At 61.8% G+C, this 20555-nt stretch carries 18 protein-coding genes and 1 tRNA gene; 10 read left to right on the top strand and 9 right to left on the bottom strand.

What is annotated here, in order from left to right; all coding sequences use genetic code 11:
- Window positions 1–19: 19 nt before the first annotated feature.
- Window positions 20–1627 carry a DHA2 family efflux MFS transporter permease subunit gene (locus OP10G_RS07190; RefSeq protein ID WP_025226566.1) on the bottom strand — a complete coding sequence of 536 codons (1608 nt, stop codon included), beginning with the start codon at window positions 1625–1627 and terminating at the stop codon, window positions 20–22.
- A gap of 69 nt (window positions 1628–1696) precedes the next feature.
- Between OP10G_RS07190 and OP10G_RS07185 the strand changes: the two genes are divergently transcribed.
- The 6 genes from OP10G_RS07185 (at window position 1697) to OP10G_RS07160 (ending at window position 10889) form a co-directional block, all read left to right on the top strand.
- On the top strand, window positions 1697–3787 hold the full coding sequence (locus OP10G_RS07185) for a discoidin domain-containing protein (RefSeq protein WP_025226567.1): 2091 nt from the start codon (window positions 1697–1699) through the stop codon (window positions 3785–3787).
- A 120-nt stretch (window positions 3788–3907) separates the two neighbouring features.
- On the top strand, window positions 3908–5485 hold the full coding sequence (locus tag OP10G_RS07180; protein ID WP_025226568.1) for a circularly permuted type 2 ATP-grasp protein: 1578 nt from the start codon (window positions 3908–3910) through the stop codon (window positions 5483–5485).
- Window positions 5479–6465, top strand: a complete 987-nt coding sequence (locus OP10G_RS07175; RefSeq protein WP_025226569.1) for an alpha-E domain-containing protein — start codon at window positions 5479–5481, stop codon at window positions 6463–6465. Before OP10G_RS07180 ends, OP10G_RS07175 begins: the two co-directional genes overlap by 7 nt.
- A 74-nt stretch (window positions 6466–6539) precedes the next feature.
- Window positions 6540–7400: a transglutaminase family protein gene (locus tag OP10G_RS07170; protein WP_025226570.1), complete on the top strand. Its 861-nt coding sequence runs from the start codon at window positions 6540–6542 to the stop codon at window positions 7398–7400.
- A 110-nt stretch (window positions 7401–7510) separates the two neighbouring features.
- On the top strand, window positions 7511–9880 hold the full coding sequence (locus tag OP10G_RS07165; RefSeq protein WP_144241034.1) for a fibronectin type III domain-containing protein: 2370 nt from the start codon (window positions 7511–7513) through the stop codon (window positions 9878–9880).
- Between the two features lie 424 nt (window positions 9881–10304).
- Complete coding sequence (locus OP10G_RS07160; protein ID WP_025226572.1) at window positions 10305–10889, top strand: hypothetical protein; 585 nt, start codon at window positions 10305–10307, stop codon at window positions 10887–10889.
- Window positions 10890–10914: 25 nt separating this feature from the next.
- Here OP10G_RS07160 and OP10G_RS07155 read toward each other — a convergent pair whose 3' ends face one another.
- The 5 genes from OP10G_RS07155 to OP10G_RS07135 form a co-directional block, all read right to left on the bottom strand.
- Window positions 10915–11430: a putative immunity protein gene (locus tag OP10G_RS07155; protein ID WP_025226573.1), complete on the bottom strand. Its 516-nt coding sequence runs from the start codon at window positions 11428–11430 to the stop codon at window positions 10915–10917.
- A 9-nt stretch (window positions 11431–11439) separates the two neighbouring features.
- Window positions 11440–11676: a hypothetical protein gene (locus tag OP10G_RS07150; RefSeq protein WP_025226574.1), complete on the bottom strand. Its 237-nt coding sequence runs from the start codon at window positions 11674–11676 to the stop codon at window positions 11440–11442.
- 145 nt (window positions 11677–11821) lie between these two features.
- Window positions 11822–12823 (bottom strand): beta-ketoacyl-ACP synthase III, encoded by a 1002-nt coding sequence (locus tag OP10G_RS07145; RefSeq protein WP_025226575.1) that lies wholly within the window; start codon window positions 12821–12823, stop codon window positions 11822–11824.
- Entirely contained in the window at window positions 12820–13815 is a 996-nt protein-coding gene (gene plsX, locus OP10G_RS07140) for a phosphate acyltransferase PlsX (RefSeq protein ID WP_025226576.1), read from the bottom strand. Before plsX ends, OP10G_RS07145 begins: the two co-directional genes overlap by 4 nt.
- The gene (locus tag OP10G_RS07135) at window positions 13812–14351 is read right to left on the bottom strand and encodes a YceD family protein (protein WP_025226577.1); all 540 of its coding nucleotides are present in this window, start codon (window positions 14349–14351) and stop codon (window positions 13812–13814) included. The genes plsX and OP10G_RS07135 overlap by 4 nt, the downstream gene beginning before the upstream one ends.
- A gap of 200 nt (window positions 14352–14551) precedes the next feature.
- Here OP10G_RS07135 and OP10G_RS07130 point away from each other — a divergent pair, with 200 nt between their 5' ends.
- From OP10G_RS07130 to OP10G_RS07115, 4 genes are read left to right on the top strand one after another with little or no spacing between them, the layout of a single operon-like run.
- Entirely contained in the window at window positions 14552–15853 is a 1302-nt protein-coding gene (locus OP10G_RS07130) for a hypothetical protein (protein ID WP_025226578.1), read from the top strand.
- Window positions 15854–15855: 2 nt separating this feature from the next.
- Window positions 15856–17340, top strand: coding sequence for a proteasome accessory factor PafA2 family protein (locus OP10G_RS07125; protein ID WP_025226579.1), 1485 nt, complete (start codon window positions 15856–15858; stop codon window positions 17338–17340).
- Window positions 17337–17519 (top strand): ubiquitin-like protein UBact, encoded by a 183-nt coding sequence (locus OP10G_RS07120; protein WP_025226580.1) that lies wholly within the window; start codon window positions 17337–17339, stop codon window positions 17517–17519. The genes OP10G_RS07125 and OP10G_RS07120 overlap by 4 nt, the downstream gene beginning before the upstream one ends.
- Window positions 17516–18277, top strand: coding sequence for a hypothetical protein (locus OP10G_RS07115; protein ID WP_025226581.1), 762 nt, complete (start codon window positions 17516–17518; stop codon window positions 18275–18277). Before OP10G_RS07120 ends, OP10G_RS07115 begins: the two co-directional genes overlap by 4 nt.
- Before the next feature lie 252 nt (window positions 18278–18529).
- Here OP10G_RS07115 and OP10G_RS07110 read toward each other — a convergent pair whose 3' ends face one another.
- The 3 genes from OP10G_RS07110 to OP10G_RS07100 all read right to left on the bottom strand — a co-directional run bounded on the left by OP10G_RS07110 (window position 18530) and on the right by OP10G_RS07100 (window position 20491).
- A complete protein-coding gene (locus OP10G_RS07110; protein ID WP_025226582.1) occupies window positions 18530–19948 on the bottom strand; it encodes a M56 family metallopeptidase in 1419 nt (472 codons plus the stop codon).
- Window positions 19945–20331, bottom strand: coding sequence for a BlaI/MecI/CopY family transcriptional regulator (locus OP10G_RS07105; protein ID WP_025226583.1), 387 nt, complete (start codon window positions 20329–20331; stop codon window positions 19945–19947). The genes OP10G_RS07110 and OP10G_RS07105 overlap by 4 nt, the downstream gene beginning before the upstream one ends.
- A gap of 84 nt (window positions 20332–20415) precedes the next feature.
- Window positions 20416–20491 (bottom strand) — tRNA-Lys (locus OP10G_RS07100).
- Between the last annotated feature and the right edge of the window lie 64 nt (window positions 20492–20555).

The following is a 20555-nucleotide window of genomic DNA, read 5'->3' as shown; positions in this document are numbered from 1 at the left end:
AATTGATTCAGAAGTCGCGCTAGTGCGCGTCCGCCGGGGCCGCCCGTCCGCCGGTGGGCTTCTTTAGCATCAGAACCGCCGGCGTCGCAAACATGAAGATCACCAAAATCAGCAGAAAGCCGTCGTTGAAGCTCATGGTCATGGACTGCCTCTGGACCGTCTGGTCCATTACGGCGAGGGCTCCTTGCTTCGCCTGCTCGAGCGGCATCCCTTTGGCCACAAGTCCCGACGTAATGGCCTGCATCCGGCTGTCCACGGCCGGGTTGCCCGGGTAGATGTGGGTGACCAAGTTGGCCCGATGGAAAGCTGCGTGGGCCTGGACGTAGGTTCCTAGGATCGCGATCCCGAAAGAGCCGCCAAGCTGTCGGGCAAGGTTGATGAGCCCCGAAGCCTGCTGGACCTCATTCGGGCGAAGGCTGGCATAGGCGACCTGGTTAATCGGGGTGAACAGGAACCCGAGCCCGAAGCCGCGGACGATCAGCGAGACCCGGGTGTCCGGCTCGCCGCTAAGAATCGTTAGGTGCCCAAGGTCCCACATCGAGATCATGAAGATCACCAGTCCGACGAAGATCGGTACCCGCGGGTCCACGAGCGGCTTCTTGCCGCCCAGCAGCTTTCCGCAGATAAGGGCACTCGCCGCGGTCGCGAGTCCGCCCGGCAAAAGCACGAGGCCAGTCTCGGTAGGGGTGAACCGCAAGATCGACTGGGCGAAGATCGGGAAGAGATAAACGCCACCGTAAAGCCCGAACCCGAGCGTGACGAAGAGGACGATCGCCGACGTCAACGCCGGATTCTTCAGCACTCGGAAGTCGACGATCGGGTGTTCGTTTCGCGGAGAAAGCTCCCACCACAGCATTGCCGAAAGCGTTACGGCCGAGAGGATCGCAAGCTTGAGGATCGTGGGATCGGCAAACCAGTCCTGCGATTGCCCCTCTTCGAGCACGTACTGCAGCGATCCCAAGCCGACCGCCAGCAAGAGGATTCCCAAGTAGTCGACGGTCGCGTTCCGCCGCATTCCTGCCGGGTCGTGCAGGAACTGGGTCACAAGGAACAGCGACACCAAGCCGATGGGGATGTTGATGAAGAAACACCAGTTCCAGGTGTAGTGGTCCGTGATCCAACCGCCCAGAGTGGGGCCTAAGGTTGGCGCGACGATGATCCCCATGACGAATACAGACTGGACGAGCCCCTGCTGTTCGGGAGGGAAGATTTGGCGCAACGTGGCCTGCGCCGTGGAGAGCAGCGCCGCGCCTCCCGCCCCTTGCAGGATGCGCCAGATCACCAGCTCCAGCAACGCATGAGAGGTTCCGCAGAAGAACGACGAGACGATGAAGAGGATTATCGAGAACGCCAGGTAGTTCTTGCGCCCGAATCGGCCGACAAGGAACGCGGTCATCGGTAAGACGACGACATTGGCGAGGATATAGCCGGTCGAAACCCACCCAATCTCCTGAGTGGTGGCGCCGAGATTGCCCGCCATCTGCGGCAGCGCCACATTCACGATGGTGGTGTCGAGCACCTCCATGATGGAGGCGGTAATCAGACCGATGACGATGATCCACCGGTACGGACTGATCTCGCTCGCGGGGGTTCTGGCGGCGACGGTCGGGGAAGCTGCGCTAGCCAAAGTCCTCCATAGTTTGGTCTACGTTCAAGGGCCTCTGCAACTCCGCGGTTTAGGGGAAAATCGGTCGTCTTGTTTACCGCCCTCCTACTCGCCTTGATCCCGTCGGTGAAAATCTCGGTTTTCCCCGGCCAAGTACTCAATCGCTTTGTGCCGATCCGCGCCTTGGGCGCCGGTGTCGATGGCCGAGAGGCAGGCAATGCGGAGGAGACGTTTCGACCGCACAACCTTCGGGCAATGCTTTCGAGCGGCCTCGGCGCCCTCACTTACCGGCTGCGGACGGAGCTTGCCGGCGAGGCGTGGCACTGGAACCCCGAGGGGACCTGGAGCGATGCCGCTCATCGGCAAGGTTACTGGACCTCCTCCGCCATCCCCAGCAAGCCGATCCAAGTCTCTTGGGGTTACCGCCTCCCCCGGCGTGGGAACACGTTCGACCAAGCCAACGACGATAGCTATTCTCGCATCGACGACGGAGACGGGACCACTTACTGGAAGAGCAATCCCTACCTAGGCGACGCTCCCCAATGGGTCGTCATCGACCTCGGCCGCCGGCGCAAGATCGACGCCATTCGCATCCAGTGGGCGAATCCTTTTGCGACGCAATACAACCTCGAATACTGGATCGGCAACGAAAACATCGAAGAAGACGACAACCCCCCAGGCGTCTGGCACCCAATCTCCGGAGCCCCCTCTCCCTCCTTCGGATGTACGTGCCGAACGAGGGAGAGGGGGTTGGGGGTGAGGGAGTCCGGAAGAGCCGGTCTCGAGAGCAGCGGTCCTCCAGACCGGCCATTGGACCTGGTCCGTTTCCAAGTCACTCCCCCGACCCGATTCATCCGCCTCAACCTCGCCCGCTCGTCCCGAACCTCGGAGCCGTCGATGGCCCCCGATCCTCGCGATCGGGTCGGCTTTGCGATTCGTGAGGTTCAAATCGGGCGGATGCGCCATGGCCAACTGCGCGATTTCGTCGTGCACGCGCCGAATCACGACCAGACCGCGATATACACCTCTTCGACCGATCCATGGCACCGGGCGCAGGACTTGGACCGGCGCACCGAGCAGCCTGGGTTCGATACCGTACTAGCTAGCGGGCTCACCCATGGTCTGCCGATGCTTGTCCCGGTCGGGGCTTTATACGACACGCCGGAAAACGCGGAAGCCGAGCTTCGGTGGCTGAAAGCGAAAGGGATTCGGTTAAGGGGGGTGGAGATCGGGGAGGAGCCGGACGGGCAGTACGCGAACCCGAAGGATTTCGCTGCCCTGTATGCCGAGATCGCTCGGCGGGCGCGTGCAGTTTTTCCGGATGTTCCGATCGGTGGACCGTCGATGCAAACGGTCCAGCACGAATCGATCGCCTTTCCGCCCGGACCCTATGAGCATGGCTTTGTGCGCCGCTTTATGGACGAGTTGCGGCGGCGCGGGCAACTGCGAGACTTCCAGTTCTTCAGCTTCGAATGGTATCCCTTCGACGATCCATACGGCGCTTGCGAGCCCCAGTTGCGAGCTTCGCCGGGGATGTTGGAAGCTGCCTTGAACCGTCTTTGCGCCGACGGGTTGCCGAAGAGCCTTCCCTACCTGATCACCGAGTACGGTTACTCCGCGTTTGCTGGGCCGAGCGAGGTTCAGGTCGCGGCGGCGTTGCTCAACCTCGACACGGTTGGGAAATTTCTCGAGCTCGGCGGGAGCGAGGCGTACCTGTACGGCTTCGAACCGAACGAGTTGATTTCGGAGACGAAAGGGCACTGGGGGAACCTCATGACTTGGCTCAACGATGAAGGAGGGAACGCCAAATGGGCGATGCCCGCCCACTGGGCGGCGGCGCTGGTGACCCGCGAATGGTGCGGCGACCTTGCGAAGCCTCACCACCTCGTCCGTTCGACTTCTTCATCCCCGGATGTCTCGGCCTATACGCTCCTCCGTCCGGAGGGCGGCCAGTCGGTCTTGTTGGTGAATAAGGGGCGCTCACCCGTCGAGATCGTAGGACTGCCCGCCGGCAGGGTGGCGCTCTGGGGCTCGGGCCAATATGCCTGGCAGGAAGCCGGCGACCACGGCCACCCGACCCGCGATCTGCCCCCCACCCATTTCATCTCTTCCGGCCGGTTCGTCCTGCCAGCTTTCTCGGCAGCCGTCGTAGCATCGGCTCCCAGCCGGCGACGTCTATGAGGTTCATCGGCTTGGAGCCGATGCTACGGTGCGGCTTGGCACGCCGGCGACAGGCGCGTTATAATGCCCCATCTCACCTGATAGGATCCGCCGGCCAAGGCCGCCCGACGGCATTTTCCGATGATCCAATCTCAAACTTTCGTGTCTCCGCCGGGCCTCTTCGAGGGGTACGACTTGGGCGGCTTCTTCGACGAGATGTTCGAGGGGACCGGCGTCCCCCGGGCGCACTACGCTCGTCTCCAATCGACCCTCGGCGCGATGACGGCCCGGGAGTTCCGGGCACGGGGCGAGCTGGCGGACCTCACGCTGGTCAACCAAGGGATTACCTTCACCGTCTACGGCGACACCCAGGGGATCGAGAAGCCGTTCCCGGTCGATCTCGTGCCGCGCATCGTTCCGGCGGCCGAATGGCGGCATATTGAAAAAGGTCTGGAGCAGCGAGTTCGCGCACTGAACCTCTTCCTCCACGACGTCTACCACGAAGGCAAGATCCTCAAGGATGGGCGAGTCCCGCGGGAGTTGGTCGTCAACGCCCCCAACTACCGCCGCGCCTTCGTCGGCGCCGACGTGCCGGACGACATCTACGTCCACATCTGCGGCACCGACATCATCCGCGACGTCGACGGAACCTACCGGGTGCTCGAGGATAACTGCCGAACCCCCAGCGGGGTCAGCTACATGATCGAGAACCGCATGATTCTTATGCGGGTTTTCCCGAGCCTGTTTCGAGAAAACCGCGTCCGGCCGGTCGACGGCTACGCTCGCATGCTACTCAAGAATCTGCGCGACCTCGCCCCCTCCGGCCCCGAGGACCCCGCGGTGGTGCTTCTCACGCCGGGCGTCTTCAACTCCGCTTACTTCGAGCACTCGTTCCTCGCCCAGCAGATGGGGATCGAGCTGGTGGAAGGGCGTGACCTGTTCGTGGAAAACAACTACGTCTTCATGAAGACGACCAAGGGACCGAAGCGGGTCGATGTGGTTTACCGGCGAGTGGACGACGATTTTCTCGATCCCCTTGCCTTCCGCCCCGAGAGCGTTCTCGGCGTGCCGGGCCTGGTCAACGCCTACCGGGCCGGCAACGTGGCGCTCGCCAACGGGATCGGCACTGGCGTGGCCGACGACAAGGCGATCTACCCGTACGTCCCCGAAATGATCCGCTACTACCTCGGCGAGGAACCGGTCTTGGAGCAAGTTCCAACCTACTTGGCCTGGCGCGACGATGAGCGCGCATACATCCTCGATAATCTCGATAAGCTCGTCGTGAAGGCGACCAACGAGAGCGGTGGATACGGGATGCTCATGGGACCGCAGGCAACCCAGGCCGAACGTGAGCGGTTCGGCGACCTCATTCGAGCGAATCCCCGCGACTACATCGCCCAGCCGCTCATCTCGCTTTCGAGATCGCCATGCTTTTTCAGCGACGGGTTCGAGGGGCGGCACGTCGACTTGCGTCCGTATATTCTCTGCGGCAAGGACGGCGTCACCATCGTCCCCGGCGGACTCACGCGGGTCGCGCTCAGGAAGGGGAGCTACGTGGTCAACTCCTCCCAAGGAGGTGGCAGCAAAGATACGTGGGTGCTGGCGGACGACGGGCCGGATACCCAGTCGCAGACCCTCGGAACCATGACCCAGACTCAGCTTGCAAATCCCCCCGCGGAGATCGAGAATCCTGGCCAAGCGGGGGCGCCCCAATGCTGAGCCGCCATGCCGCGAGCGCGTTTTGGATCGGTCGATACATCGAGCGGGCCGAAGCGACAGCCCGGATGATCGACGTTCACTATCATTTCGGGTTGGAAAGCCCGCTCGTGGGCGAGCTGTTTCGCTGGTCTTCCATCCTCGCCATCTCCAGCCAAGAGGAGGCGTTCAACAAGCGGTACTCCCAGCAAGACGAGCGGTCGGTGCTCCACTTCTTCGCGTTCGATACGGAGAACCCGAGCAGCATTCAGGCTTGCATCCGGGCCGCCCGCGAGAACGCGCGTAGCATCCGCGACCAGATCTCCAGCGAGATGTGGGAGTGTCTCAACCGGTTCTATCTCGACTACCAGGCGTGGGATGTGGATCGGGTTTTGGAAACGTCACCGTTCGGTTTCTTTCAGAAGGTCAAAGACGGATCGCACCTTTTCCAGGGGATCACCAACCGCACGCTGATGATGGGCGAGGCCCGCGATTTTCACGACGCCGGGCGGTTTTTGGAGCGGGCGGACCAGACGACGCGGATTCTCGACGTGAAATACCACGACCTGCTGCCTCGGTTCGCGGTGCGGGAGACGGTGCCGCCGACCGTGCCCGCGCCCGACTCGGTCGGCGGGCCACTCGACGTTCACGGCTGGATCGCCGTGCTCAAGTCGGTCGGAGCTTACGAAGCGTTCTCCAAGACGTTTCGGCAGGGGGTGACCCCGGCTCGGGTCGCGGAGTTCCTGATCCTGAACCCGCAGTTCCCCGCATCCGTCCGCCACTCGATCGGCCGCATCGAAGGCTGCCTCCGGCGAGTGAGCGGAAACCGCGACCTCGCGCCCCAAAACGAAGCGGAGAGAGCGGTGGGCCGCCTCTATAGCGATCTGAACTACACTCGAGCCGAGGAAATCATCAGCGGAGGCCTTCACGAATTCCTACACGGAGTGCAGATGCGCTGCCTGGACATCGGCAATGCCATCTATGCGAACTACCTGACCTACTAAATCGTCGTTCGAGAGCGGCGCAATGCGGCCCACCTTCGTCTATTGAAGGGCCACTCTTTTTTCACCGCCCCTTCATGATCCTTCTAGCTACCCACCGAACCGTCTACGAGTACCCGTCGCCCGCCTTCGAGAGTCATAACGAAGTTCGGCTGATGCCGTTGACCGACGACTCGCAGACCTGCCGCGAGTTCCGCGTCGACGTCCTTCCGCGGGTGCCGGTCTTCTCGTATGAGGATATCGGGGGCACGGTTCACCACTTCGGTGTCAGGCAGCCGCACGTTCGGATGGAGATCGTGGCGACCGCGACGGTGGAAACCCGCCGCAGCGACCCCTACGCCGACGTCGACCTCTTGACCGATGGATGGGACTTCTACGCCGCCGACGAGAACCGCCAAGCGAACGTGGAGTACCTCACCGAGAGTCCGTACGTGACGTTCCACCCTGAGGCCGCCCGGATCGCCCAGGAAGTTCGACGAGGCGCGACCGGCATCGCGACGTTTCTTCTCGACCTAAACCGTCACATCAACGAGCTGCTTACCTACGATACCGATGCGACTCACGTCCACTCGACGTTGGATGAAGTTCTCGAGAAGCGGGCCGGCGTCTGCCAGGACTACGCCCACCTCATGATCGCGTGCTGCCGCACCCAGGGGGTTCCTACTCGGTATGTGAGCGGCTACCTTTACGGCGGACCGGGGATCCGCGGCGAGCAGGCGACGCACGCCTGGCTCGAATGCCTGCTTCCCCAAGGCCGTTGGCTCGCCTTAGATCCGACGAACGCCCTCCTCGCCAACGACCACCACATCCGCGTCCACGTCGGCCGCGACTACAGCGAGGTCGCCCCCACCAAAGGGGTCTACGTCGGCCCCCCGGCATCGCGCCTCCTGGTGGAAGTTTCCGTCGTCGCCGCAAGCCCCGCTTCGGTTTCGGCCTGACGTTAACGGATAGTTCGCTTTCTGTGAAAGTCAGAACGATTCAATATTTTGATACGTCCACTCGCTGAAGGTTAGCTGGTAATTATCACAGCCTTTAGGGAGAAATTCATTTGAAACACAAGAGACGTTTTTGGTCTTTGTGGCTAACGCTCCTGATCGGAGTCTTAGCCTGTGTCTCGCTAGCCAGGGTGCTGCAGGGATCCAACACGGTGACCTCGATCTCCGTCGGCAACTTCGGAACCTACGTTTCCGGAAGCCTAAGCAGCATCCAAACTTCGGACAATCTCTACTACACGGTTCACACGACCTCGACTTCGGCGGGTGACCAGTGGGCCGATGTCCAAGGCGATTGCTCGCTTGCGAGCAATACGACTTCGACCGGATTGAATGTCTCGGTCGAGAGCAACATTCCCGCCAACGCGACCCTTCTCGTTTTTTTCCAAAACGTGAACACGTTGGCGTTCGATAACGTGAAGAGTTTTTCCGGTGCAGGGGCGGACATCGTTCAAGTCGTCTCCCTGACGCCAAGCCAAGTTGCCTTGTATCGCAACGCCTCGACCGGCGTGATGAAGTACTACCTTCGCGCGGCACGACCGGTTCGCCTTAGCTCGCTGTCATACGACTTCAAGCTCGATCAGCTCTCTTTGACCACGCCCATCGAGCCGCCGATCAACCTGCAGGCCGCCGCGATCAGCAGCAGCCAGATCACCCTTAGCTGGGGCGACCAGAGCTCCACGGAAACCGGATTCCGAATCGAGCGAAAAGGTGGTGCGAGTGGTACGACCTACGTGTTCGTCACGAATGCCGCTCCCAACAGCACGACCTTCACCGATTCGGCTCTGACCGCCTCGACGACCTACACGTACCGGGTGCGAAGCTTCAACGCATCCGAGAATTCGGCGTGGAGCAACGAGGCGTCGGCCACGACTCTGGCCGCGGGAACCGTGCCCGTCATCACCTTGACGGCGGTAGGAACCAGTACGAGCCAGGTCTCCCTCTATTGGAACGGCGTGCCGGGAGCGATCGGCTACAACGTGTACCGTTCCACCACCAGCGGCGGCCCGTACACGAAGCTCAATTCCTCGCCCATTAACCCGGTTGACCCAGGCCCTGGTCTCTCGAACGCTTACCTCTATTCGAACCCGGGACTCTCCACCGGAACGACGTACTACTACGTGGTCAAATCGGTGATCAACTCGAGCGGAACCGAAGGGGTTGCCAGCAACGAGTCCTCCGACGCTCCCACCGCCGACTCTGTCCCGTACGACACCGGAAACGCAGCGACGATCGTCGCCAAGATCGACCAGATCGGAGCGGCGCACGTTACCGGTTGGGCTGCGAGTGGACGCACCGTCGCCCTCGGGCCCAACGGAGTGACTTACAGCAACGGCAATAGCAACGGCGCCTCCGCCTACGGGCCGACCGCGCAATACGACGCGGCCAGCAACCTGTATCACGACAGCGACAACGCCACCTATCCGGTTACGATGGATGGCTTCGAGGGCGGTGGCGACGATGGCGGGTTGCTGCTTTCCTCAAACCGGTCGAATCTTCGTCGGAGCGAAGCGGCGTCGCACTATGCCAACGGTATGAAAGGCGGGCGGGCCTCTGCGGAGGCGACTTACTCGCCGCTGCAATTGGGCGGATACAACCCGACGGCCCAGCCTTCCGGTCCTTTCCGCAAGGTCGAAGCCAATGCCGGATTCTCGGAGCTCCGAGCGGCGGTGTATCTTCCGTCCCCATCCTCCGGCACCGCGAACCTGAAAGGGAACGACACCTCCGCGGGATCTTCTACCGACACGGCCTATATCTACACCGGTGTTGATGGGCTCGCATCGACCACCAACGTCCACGTAGACGTAGGGTTCCAATGCGGCAGCAGCTCGAATCCGGGTTGGAAGGTGTACGGGCTGAACAAGGCGAGCGGGACTTGGACGCTGGCTCCCAAGGGATACGACAACATCTATGTCAACGGAGCGCCGAAAATTACGTGGACGCTGCCCTCGCCTGGCGGCTTGCCGAACTACCACGGGATGTTCGTCATCGGCAATAACGGAGGCGCGGGATCGTTCTCGTTCGTAAATCCGAACCTGCAAGGCCCTCCGGCCCCGCAGTACCGGTATTCGATCGTCGTTCGCAACCTGAAGCAGTCGGGCCTGAACACGGTCACGATCAAACGGGTGAACTCGATCGCCCAACGCCTTCGCTTCACGAAGGCGAACGGTACGGTCGTGAACGCGAACGCGCCGTTGCCGAATGGCCCTTCGAGCGGTCTCTTCATGTCCGGCGCCTATCAGATCGGCGGCGGCTGGGGAGATATCTTCGGAGGCGAAGTGACGGTGAACGGCTCCCAATTGGAGTCTGGCGTCAACGTCTACAAGACCGGCGCCTACCCCGGCCTCGGGAGCGCGTATGTGAAATCGGTGGATCACAACCCCGAGTTTTGGGAGGAACAGATCCAAGTTCGAACCTCGCCGTAATACGGAAGAAGGGGGCACAAAACCTATGTCGATACTAGGAATAGCGATCGCTGCTTGGGCATCTACGATGCCAGGGAAAGCGCCCCCTTCCTCCGTCCGTTTTGCCGCGATCTCCCCCCGGACGGGGGAGGTCGCGTATTACGTCTTTACTCCCGGCCAGAAGCTCGGCAAAAGCGGATCACCCTGGTCGCCTCGTCCGGGGTCGCAAATTGCACATGCGATCAAAGGCCCCGCGGGCCGATCTTTGGTGCTGCTTATATCTCGTAACGGACGGCGATTCTTGCAGATCGCACCCGGTGGAGGCGAAGTGAATACCCTTGCGGACGCCCAATACCTTTGCCTTTCACCAGATGAAAAGCTTATTTATGTGGCTTCAGCCGCCGGCGTTGCGATCCATCCGGTATCGAGGCGGAATGTTGGACCCATGCGAGGCAAGATCGCGTTTCAAAAGCCTTCCGAGGCGCAAGTGGTGGCAGCCGTACCGAAGGGCAGCGGCCCCCTCTTCGTGGGGCTCTCCGAGAGCGGCGCGGACTGGTCTGGCGGGGCGGTGTGGAGAGTTGAGTCGTCCCGGCGCGCGGAGCGGGAACGAATAGATGTGGCCCAGGGGGTTCCCGCGATGGCGTTCTTCGACAATAAGCACGCGATTCTAGAAGCCTGGGGGCGGGGTTTGGTCGACGTCAGACTGGATCGCGGCCACCTGAAGCTTGTGTCCCGCATATGGGGGGATGCGGCGGATCCGGTCAATAGCCTGATTGCGGTTGGTCCCCGCAATGGTTTCTTTGCCCTCCGTTCTGGGGTCGTTCACACCCTCCGCTTCACCGGCAGCGGATGGGTCGTCGGTAAAGCCGATCAGGTCGCTCCGTTTTCGGTACTGATCGCCGTCGCTGGAGGGCTAGTTGTCTTCGCTCGGTCGACGGAAAAGTCGATCATCGCTCTGGACTTGAAAGGCCGTCGAATCGGAGCCTTCGAACTTCCCGAAGCCGGCATGTTCCTCGTGCCGATCGGGTAGCGAACCGATTCTTGGCTGGAAAAATTCAGCAGTCGAAAACAAACCAGCAAGCGTGATTTCGCAGCCGCTGGTCATCGAGGACAAGCTCTCGAATCTCAGTTGGAAGCATTGACCGTTGCCACTGGCACTCTTGGAGACCAGCCTGGCGCTGTTCTTCGTTAGGAGCCGCCGCCTGTGCCGCCTTAATCGCATACGCGGCCGCACCCAATTCGTGCGCCGCCACATGGGCGACTACTGCGGCTTGCGCCGAGGCATAGGCGGCATATCGAGGAGCGCCCCGCAGATCTCTGGCCGCGGCGTTGGCGTCATACGCTGCCCTTCGGGCTTGGCGCATCGGAATGTCTCCACGCGCCCATGCACGGCACTGCTCGATAGCATGTCTCGGTCGATGGTCTTCTGGCCGAGCCTCTTCAAATAAATCCAGCACATGCTCTGCGCATACGGCAGCCCAGATCGCAAGGAGGTGGTGGTCGGTGTCGGTGAGAGAGCCGCCGCGACGGATCGTGATCAATCTCGGGTCGCGCGGCTGAGTGAGAATCATGCTGCGTTCTTATCGCCCGTTGACGCCGGGGACCGGCTTGGTGACGCCGCGCTGAGGGGCGTGCGAGATGAACCAAAAGAGCCCAACAAACAGGATGAGAAAGCCGATTGCTCCGGCAATCGTGCCCGAATAATGCTTATTCCTGCGGTAGAGCCCGTTTTTCCATTGCGACTTCCTCAGGTCGAAGTTGTTGGGGTGGGCCGCCGCTTCTCTGTCGGCCTCGGCATTGATCTGATCTTCGCTCAAACGGATTCCTTATAGGGCATATGCCTTTGACGACGGCCGGCTCGCTTCGGACGGCTATTTTAGAATTAGCCGAGAAAGACCCAGGGGGTTTGTCACGGGCGAGCCGCCCGTGCCACGGGAAGTGAGGGTATTAGCCCTGGCCGATCTACCAGCGGATCAGGTTCGCGCCCCAGACGAGGCCGGCGCCGAAGCCGACGGTCATGGTGACCATCCCTTTCTTGAGCTGGCCCGATTGCTCGGCTTCGTACAGGGCGAGAGGGATGGAGCCCCCGCTGGTGTTCCCGTACTTGTTGACGTTCACAAAAACTTTCTCCGGCGGCAGACCGAGACGCTTCGCGGCGGATTCGATAATGCGCAGGTTCGCTTGGTGCGGAACGAAAAGGTCGACCTGATCGGCCGTCATCCCCGCCTTCTCCAGAACCTTGGCGCAGGCATCGCCCATCGCGTTGACGGCGAAGCGGAACGTCTCCGAACCGGCCATCGTGATCTTCGATTTGCGTCCCTCGGCTTGCTCCGAACCCCACGGATACTTGGAACCGCCCACTTCGATGGAGATAAAGCGAGCGCCGCTGCCGTCGGACATGAGGACGGTCTCGATGAGCCCCCGGTCGGTGTCGTCTTCCGCCTTCAGCATTACGGCTCCGCCGGCATCGCCGAAGAGGATGCATGTGGAACGGTCGCTCCAGTCGACCTGCTTGCTCAACGAGTCCACGCCGATGACGAGGACGTTGGTGACCTGTCCCGCTTCGATCATCGCCGCGGCGTTCGACAGAGCGTAGATGAACCCGGCGCAGGCGGCGCTGACGTCGAAGGCGCCGGCGTGTTTCGCGCCGATGGCGTTCTGAACGTAGCAGGCGGTGGAAGGCCAGGGATAATCGCCCGAAACCGTCCCGCAGAGCACCAACTCGATCGCCTCGGGGCCGACGCCGGCCCGCTCGATCGCTTCGATCGACGCGGCGAGAGCGAGGGAGCCGGTCCCCTCATCCGGTCCGTCGCAGACCCGTCGCTCGCTGATCCCGGTGCGCTGCACGATCCATTCGTCGTTGGTATCCACGAACTTTTCGAGGTCTTTGTTCGTGAGAACTTTGCTGGGCACGGCGTGCCCGATCGACTGAATCACGGCGCGGCGGCCGAAGACCCGGTTCATTCCGTCACTCCCAAATCTCGTTGTACGGCTTCCCGAATCGTGTCGACCAGCTTATTTTCCATCGCGAGTTGTGTTTTCAAAAGCGCATTCCTAATCGCCCGGGCGCTGCTTCGCCCGTGGCAGATCGTGCAGAGCCCGTTCAAGCCCAGCAACGGAGATCCCCCGATCTCAGCGTAGTCCATCGATGGCCTGAGGGGGGCTAAAACCTTCTTGACCGGCCAGTAAAGCGACCGAACGACCGGGTTAGCGGGGATCTGCCCACGGATGGTATCGACGATCAGTTCGGCCAGCCCCTCGCTTGTCTTCAAGACGATGTTCCCAACGAAGGCGTCGCAGACCACGACGTCGCACGGCTGCGAATACATCCCTTTTCCCTCGATATTGCCCGCAAACCAGTCGTGCTTTTTAAGAAGCTGATAAACCGCGCGGGCGAAAATGTTTCCCTTTCCTTCCTCCTCCCCGATGTTGAGAAGGTGCACCCGCGGGTTCGGCCGTCCCATCAACTTCTGTGCGTAGGCGCGGCCCATGATGGCGAACTCGACGAGGTGTTCGGGGTCGACGTCGGGGCTGGCGCCCGCGTCCACGATGACGAAGCCGCCGTGGTGGTTCGGGAGCGGGCTCGCGATCGCGGGGCGGTGGACGCCCGGAAGCTGACGCCAGGTCAGGAGCGCGGTGGCCGAGGCGGCGCCGGTATTGCCGGCGGAAACCATCGCCTCCGCCTTTCCTTCTTTGACCAGCCGGCAAGCCACGAGAAGGCTGGAATCTTTCTTCTTTCGATACGCGTCGAGCGGCTTATCGTCCATTTCGACCTGCTGCGAGGCGTGATGGAGAACGATGTTGGAAGGAAGGGTCGGGGGAAGGAGCGGTTTGAGCTTGGCGACGTCGCCCACAAGGTAAAGGGTCGAGCGCAGGTCCGGCGCCGCCTGAAGAGCCCCTTCCACGATCGCTTGGGGCGCGTTGTCGCCGCCCATCGCATCGAGGGCGATGCTCAAGTAGCGTCGTCCTCTCGGTTTAAGAGATTAGAAAGCGATTCGAATTCCGGTCGCCCGGCCGAGCTATCTCGCCGCTTCGCCGCAAGCGCGGCGGCCTGAGGGCACTCTCCTTCCCAACCGAATTCACAGAGCGCCTGAATCGGCATCGCCAACAGCAGGCCCTGGCGGAGAAGGTTTTCGACGAGGAGAACGTTTCCCTCGAAGAGCTCGAATGGCTCGTCCGGAACGACCCGCGCGGAATCTTGGGGGCTGAGAGAGCTTGGAATCCCCTCCACGGGAAACTGCTCGTCGATCTCGAATTCGACTTCCGACTCCAGCGGACCCGAGCAGCGGGCGCATTCGAGAACGGCCTTGGTGCTGAACTTGCCCGTGATCAGCAGAAGGTTGCCTGTGCTGACCGCCTCGAGGTATCCCTCGAGGGGACGGATCAGGTCGACGTCCGCTTCCTCGGGAAGCTCCGTGGAAATATCCACGGCAAGTTGTCGACCCGGATGCTGCAGCACATCATTCAGGTCGAGGAGGTCGTCCCGTTTCATGATGTGGGGCGGATTGTACCTCCGTAGATCGGCGCTCAGTAAAACGGCTGTCTAACGCATCTTCCTGGCCGTATGTGGACGGCCGGCAACTATTTCTTGGCTACTCGCACGATTTCGCGTTCTAAAGACGTCTTCAACGGGATCGGCCGAACTTGCTATACTGTTCCCGCCAGCTTGCTTGGCTCGGCTTACGTATCGAGGTGAATCGTCTTTTGAAGAAATGGGCTTACTTGTCCGTCGCTGCGGCCCTTGCCGCGATCATCGGGTGCGGTGGTGGTGGCGGCGGTCACCGGACGTCCGGCGGTGGTACTACCACAACCGTTCCGGGCACCGCCATGCGCGTCAACCTCACCAAGCCGAACGGGCTTGGTCAAACCTTTGGCAGAGCTGAGTTTCTCTACCTAACCGGCCAAGGCGTCAGCCGCCGGGCGGCGGGAGATCTTTCCGCGGTCATTCGTCGGATCCAACTCGAAGACCAGTACGGTCTCGTAGCCGCGCTCTCTCCCGAGACCGCGCTTCCGCTACGCGCATTTACCAGCCAGATCGCTGCCGTCGACGTTCCTTTTTCGTCGACGACGAACCCCAACTCACGACTGTTCGAGAGCTTGGAGCTGAGCTTCCTGAAGTTTTATCGTGAAGAGGATTCAGGCCCTCCCACGCCGCTCAATCCCCCGACGCCGCGCTCGTTCCCGGCTCGAATCCGCGTTCTGCCTGGTCGCAACACCAGTGTTCCGATCCTGCTGAACGACGCGATGTTTACCGACGATGGCTCGGGAACCGTGCAGTTCAACGAGGACGAGTTCCGGTTCCGGAACCTTAGCGACAAGGGTTATATCGACAGCTTCCTTACGGACTTTGTCGCCTTCGACCTTTCGGGCCTCGCCAACACCGATCGGCCGCAGCTCTCCACCGGAGAGTTCGCCAACCGGGTTTACATGAGCGGCGACAACATCGCGATCTCCGCCGGGGGCCAGTCGGGAAGCTTCGAAGAGCTGACCGCGGACGCCTCGCAGCCGATCATCGGCGCCTACGGTCCGCAGAACCTTCTGCGGAACACGCCGGGCACCTATAACCTGACCCAGATCGACCCGACCGACCTTACGTTCATGGCGAGGATCACTTCCTTGCAGGGTATCTGGCGCGACTACACGACCGTTCTCACCGGTATCGGTACCTTTGAAGTGCTCGTCTTCCCGACCGTGCAGGACAATGCCAGCCAAGAGATGGCTGTCATCCTTCGTGACGGCAGCGGCACGATCACGCAGTTCTACTTCGGACACCTGAACCTCGATCTGGGACGGTTCCAGATCTTCCCGGTGAAGGACATCGTGAACGCGGACGCTACCGGAGAGCTCGACGGAACGATCAGCAACCTGGTGAAGGGAGACGGATCGCCGACCACTTCGCCGGACAACACTCGCTTCGGAACTTACACCTTCACCACCGGAACGCTTCCGACAGGATTCCAGACCACTGGAACCTTCGTCGTCTTCCGGCAATAAGGATGCTGAGACCGATCCTCGCGGGCATCGAAACGGAGTACGGACTCCACATCGATGGCCGCGGGGCCGAAGATCAGGTAGACGATGCCATGGCACTCGTTCGGGGTTACCCGGGCGAGTGCCATGTCGGTTGGGACTACCGTTACGAATCCCCCCGCTCCGATCTTCGCGGCTTTAAACTCGATCGCCTCGCGTTCGACCCGGTCGACGCGAAATACGATTCCGGCCGAAAGTTTGGCGAAGCTCACGAAGTGCGGTCCGACCGCGTGCTGCCTAACGGCGCCCGCTTCTACAACGATCACGGACACCCGGAGTATTCGACTCCGGAGTGCCTCTCGATTCACGCCCTAGCCCGGCACGATTGCGCGGGGCAGCTCGCCGTCCTAAACGCGGCGCGCGCCTATTCCAAGCGCGAAGGACGGGAAGCCAAGGTTTACAAGAACAACACCGATTTCCACGGCGCCAGCTATGGCACCCACGAGGGGTACCTGGTCCCCCGGGAAGTTGGGTTCGACCGGCTCTTTAAAGACCTTTTGCCAATGCTGGTGGCGCGCCAAGTGCTCGTCGGAGCGGGGAAGGTCGGCGCCGAACACGGCCCCAGCACGACTTATCAGCTCAGCCAGCGGGCTGACTTCTTCACCGAAGCCGCCAACGCGGAGACGCTTTTTCGCCGCCCGATTTTTAACACTCGCGACGAGCCGCATGCCGATGCTTCGCAGTGGATTCGGCTTCACGTCATCTGTGGCGACGCCAATATGATCCCCGCCGCCACCGCGCGCAAGGTCGGGTTGGTGAAGCTTGCCCTTCACCTTTGCGAGGCGGAGACGGCGCCGAAGTGGAGCTTCGTCGACCCTGTACGGGCATTTCAGGCGATTTCGCGGGACGAGAAGTACGCGTTTCGAGTCGAGCTGGCGGGCCGGAGTTGGACGGACGCCTACGAAATCCTCGAGTCGTACTTCGCCGCCGCGGAAGCGACGCTCGACCTTGACGAGGAGATGCGCTGGACGATCGACTCCTCTCGCGCCCTTCTCGACGACCTTCGGCGGGCGAACATGACCGCCTTCCGACGTGAGGTGGACTGGGCGGCCAAGCTGCACGTGCTTGAGCAGGTGATGGAGGAAGAGGGAACGGACTGGCGAGATCCAGCCCTTCGATCCTACGATCTCGAGTATCACAACGCGAATCCCGAGGAGAGCCTTCACGCCGCCTTGGTCGAGATGGGCGAGGTGTCGCCCGATCCGGAGCGAGCGGAGCTACTGGCGAGTTTGGAAGGGGTCGATGAGCCGACCCGGGCTTTGGCCCGCGGTCTGGCGGTCCGACGCTTCGACGCGTACCTCCGCGGCGTTTGCTGGCGGACCCTCACGTTTAATGGGCAAGATGGGCCGATTGAAGTCGATCTTCCCCCCGATGCCGCATATCCCGCGGAACTGGCGCAAACTGAGAACGTAGGAAGCTTTATCGAACTTCTGCGAGGAGTAAAAGGATGACCGACGGCGACCGACTGACTAGACCCTTGGCCCCGGAGCCCAGCCGAAAGCTGGGCGATGAGAGCGGCCCCTCCGCACCCGACGTGCGGAAACCGGAAGGCGGGAACGAACTTCTCCGCCGAATGAAAAAGGTGGACCCGGACCAGGCGAAGCGCTACCGCCAGCGATCGGGCGAGTGACAGACTTCGCGGATCTCGTGCGAGGCGTGGCGGTTCCTGCCCTGGAATCGTCACGCCCCGTCCACGCCCGGGACATCGATCCGGCTTTCGAAGTGCATGGCACCACCGTGCTATCGCTTCGGTTCGACGGTGGCGTCTTGACCCTAGCCGACCGACGGGCGACGGCGGGGAACCTGATCATGTACGATCAGGCGGAAAAGATCATGGCGCTCGACGACCGGACGGTCGTGGCGATCAGCGGCGCGTTCGCCCGCTCGATCGAGGTGTGCCGGTTCCTCAAGCATTCGTTCAAGTACTACCGACGCACCGTCTTGCAAGAGATGTCGCTGGAAGGGAAGCTGACGGAAATCTCCCGCGCCCTCGCCGGCAACGCCCCGATGGCGATGCAGGGAATCGGCCTCTTCCTCCCGATCGTCGCCGCCTACGATCCCAAGAAGGACGATTTCGGCGTCTATTTCTTCGATGGCGCCGGCGCCCGATTCCAAAACGGCAGCTATGCCTGTGCGGGCTCCGGCTCCGAGCGGATCCGAGGCGTCTTCGAGTACATCGCCCGCCAAAAGGGCCGTTTCGAGACGCGCCCGATGGGGGAGGTCCTGGAAGACGGCCTGGTAATGCTCGACATTGCCGCCGACCTAGACAGCGCCACCGGCGGCTTTAACAAGACGCTTCCGGTGACCAGAGTGCTCGATCGCCACGGCAATCGTGAAATTCCCGAGGTGACCTTGAGAGAGGTTACGTCCCAGATTCTGAGTAGGTAATCGGCAGACATTCTGCAATAATGTGTGGATGTTGTTCTTGCCGATGGTAATCGTCGGACCGGGCATCAATCTTAGGATCGATGCCCGCGATGTCCAAGCGTTTTCCCATGACGCCCTGCACAAGGCGCTCGCCGAGTCCGGGCCCATCAGGCTGGATCTGAAGAAGGGAGCCGTATCGATCCCCCATCCCGGCTGCCCCGTGATCCCGCAATCTGCGAAGGATCCCGGGAACCGTCGATATGCTCCGTGCGATTACCGCTCCGGTAAAGGCTTGACCGACTCGACGACCGAGGGCCTGATGATCGCGCGAATTTCTCTCGCTCGGCCCGGTGCCGATGGCCGCAGAAGCAGAGCGGCATTGCCGGCTTGAACTCGCAGGTCCGCGGACGTCTCGTCGTCCGGTTTACCCTTCGACTTCGTCACAACTCGGACGTGCATCGAGATGCTTCGGTCGGAATTGTAGGTAGGAGTGATTTCGATCGTCGAGCCCTCGGCTTCGTTGGTTCCGATGGTCACTTTCGCGGTCATTCCCGAAAGGGTCCTTAGCGTCGGGGCGGAAACGATCTTCCGCGAAACCTGCCCACTTTTAACGAGCCGCTCGGCTTCCTTAAGCTGCATCGAAAGGGCGACCGCCGCCGGCCCACTCGAAGCGGGTCGTCGCTTCTCCGCCAGGACCGCTCCCGGAGCGAGAAGGGCACAGGAAAGGTTGATCTGAGTCGGCTCAACCCCCGGCTTGGCCACGGGCGCCGCCCCCTGACGGGGCGACGGCGCCCACGTTGCGATCGGAATCGAGAGACCGGCGAGCACGAGGCCGCCCATGATGAGACCGGCGAGGGTGACCGCGCCGCGTTGTACTTTCGTTTTCAATACCATTTCGATCCTCCGGGCGACTTCGCCCTTTCGGGCAAACGGAAGCGCCAACGCCGGGGAAGTCGCCTGGACCCCCTGCGCGATCTCCAGCAAGTCTTGAGCGTAACGCGAGGGAGCGACCCCCGAGGTGAGCACCAGATCGTCGGCCGCCAACTCGGCTAAATCCCTTAGCCGCCGGCAAACCGCCCAAACGAACGGATTCGGCCAGAACAAAGCCGAGGCGATCTGCCCCACCGCCTGGGTGAACCAGTCTCCCCTTCGCACGTGCGCCAATTCGTGCCGAAGCACGGAGCGCCGCCGACCGGCGGACCAGCTCCGCCATTCCGATGGAAGCAGCACCACGTGCCGCCCCAGCCATGCCGTCATCGGCACGGCGACCTCCGGGGACTCCAAAACCAGTCCCCGAACCTTCCTTCCACGACGAACCCAGCCTTCCACCACAAAGAGAGAGAAGCCATATCGCACCAGGAGCAGAGTGGTCCCCACTCCCCACAATCCGACCGCGGGGCCATGCCAGTCCCGGGGCTTCTCGACGTCGGCAGCCTCGGTCATGGAGACCGCGACATCCGACGGCGTGGGGGTCTTGACCGAAGACGGGGGCACGATCGCCGGCAATACCGCAATGGATCGCTTCGGAAGAAGCGCGCTGAGCAGCGGCAAGGCCAGGATCGCGACGAGCGTTCCCGCCGCCACCGCGTGCCGAACCGATGCCGAACGCCCTCTCATGAAAGCGATCAGCGCCAACCCGGCCATCCCAAGCAGAACACTTCGGAGAAGAACGGCGAGTACAAACTCGGTCATCGCCCCTCCTCGCGGGCCTCCTGAATCATCGACTGCAGCCGGTCCAGCTCATCCAGGCTGAGCTTCGAACCCTCTTCGGTGAGCAGCGTCGCGACGACATCGCCTACCGAGCCCCGGAAGAAAGTCTTGATGACCCCATCCAAGGCGGAGCGAGCTGCCGATTGGCGAGGCCGGACCGGCACATACGTGTACCGTCCGTCCTTTTCGATATGGCGAAGGTGTCCTTTCTCCTCCAAAATTCGGAGGAGGGTTCGCACCGTCGAGTTTGAGGGAGCTCCGGGTAAGAGCTCCGACGCCTCGCCGGCAGTGAGGTGCTCGCGCTGGTACACGAGCTCCATGATCTGTTGTTCACGCTTGCTGAGATAGCCGGCCGGCTGCTTCAAGAGAGATCCTCCGCTAAAATATTAACACCGGGAAGCCGAATCCGCAAGGGTGTTTGTTAATTTTTTAGCGGGCCTGCGACGAGGTGGTGGGGGCACTGGGACTCGAACCCAGGACACACGGATTAAAAGTCCGATGCTCTACCGACTGAGCTATACCCCCCTGTCGCGCCCTATAGGATACCGTCTCGGTGCTTTGCGGTTCCGGCGCTCCCCTGCTAACCTTG

It is taken from the genome of Fimbriimonas ginsengisoli Gsoil 348 (assembly GCF_000724625.1).
Lineage (GTDB): Bacteria > Armatimonadota > Fimbriimonadia > Fimbriimonadales > Fimbriimonadaceae > Fimbriimonas > Fimbriimonas ginsengisoli.
The sequence above is the reverse complement of the archived record's forward strand: the minus strand, read 5'-3'. Positions and strand labels throughout refer to the sequence as shown.

What these genes read in the sequence shown, in the direction of transcription:
- OP10G_RS07180 (WP_025226568.1), top strand. Translation starts at nt 3,908, where the DNA reads ATGATCCAATCTCAAACTTTCGTGTCTCCGCCGGGCCTCTTCGAGGGG.
- OP10G_RS07175 (WP_025226569.1), top strand. Translation starts at nt 5,479, where the DNA reads ATGCTGAGCCGCCATGCCGCGAGCGCGTTTTGGATCGGTCGATACATC.
- OP10G_RS07170 (WP_025226570.1), top strand. Translation starts at nt 6,540, where the DNA reads ATGATCCTTCTAGCTACCCACCGAACCGTCTACGAGTACCCGTCGCCC.
- OP10G_RS07160 (WP_025226572.1), top strand. Translation starts at nt 10,305, where the DNA reads ATGCGAGGCAAGATCGCGTTTCAAAAGCCTTCCGAGGCGCAAGTGGTG.
- OP10G_RS07155 (WP_025226573.1), bottom strand. Translation starts at nt 11,430, where the DNA reads ATGATTCTCACTCAGCCGCGCGACCCGAGATTGATCACGATCCGTCGC.
- OP10G_RS07145 (WP_025226575.1), bottom strand. Translation starts at nt 12,823, where the DNA reads ATGAACCGGGTCTTCGGCCGCCGCGCCGTGATTCAGTCGATCGGGCAC.
- OP10G_RS07135 (WP_025226577.1), bottom strand. Translation starts at nt 14,351, where the DNA reads ATGAAACGGGACGACCTCCTCGACCTGAATGATGTGCTGCAGCATCCG.
- OP10G_RS07125 (WP_025226579.1), top strand. Translation starts at nt 15,856, where the DNA reads ATGCTGAGACCGATCCTCGCGGGCATCGAAACGGAGTACGGACTCCAC.
- OP10G_RS07120 (WP_025226580.1), top strand. Translation starts at nt 17,337, where the DNA reads ATGACCGACGGCGACCGACTGACTAGACCCTTGGCCCCGGAGCCCAGC.
- OP10G_RS07110 (WP_025226582.1), bottom strand. Translation starts at nt 19,948, where the DNA reads ATGACCGAGTTTGTACTCGCCGTTCTTCTCCGAAGTGTTCTGCTTGGG.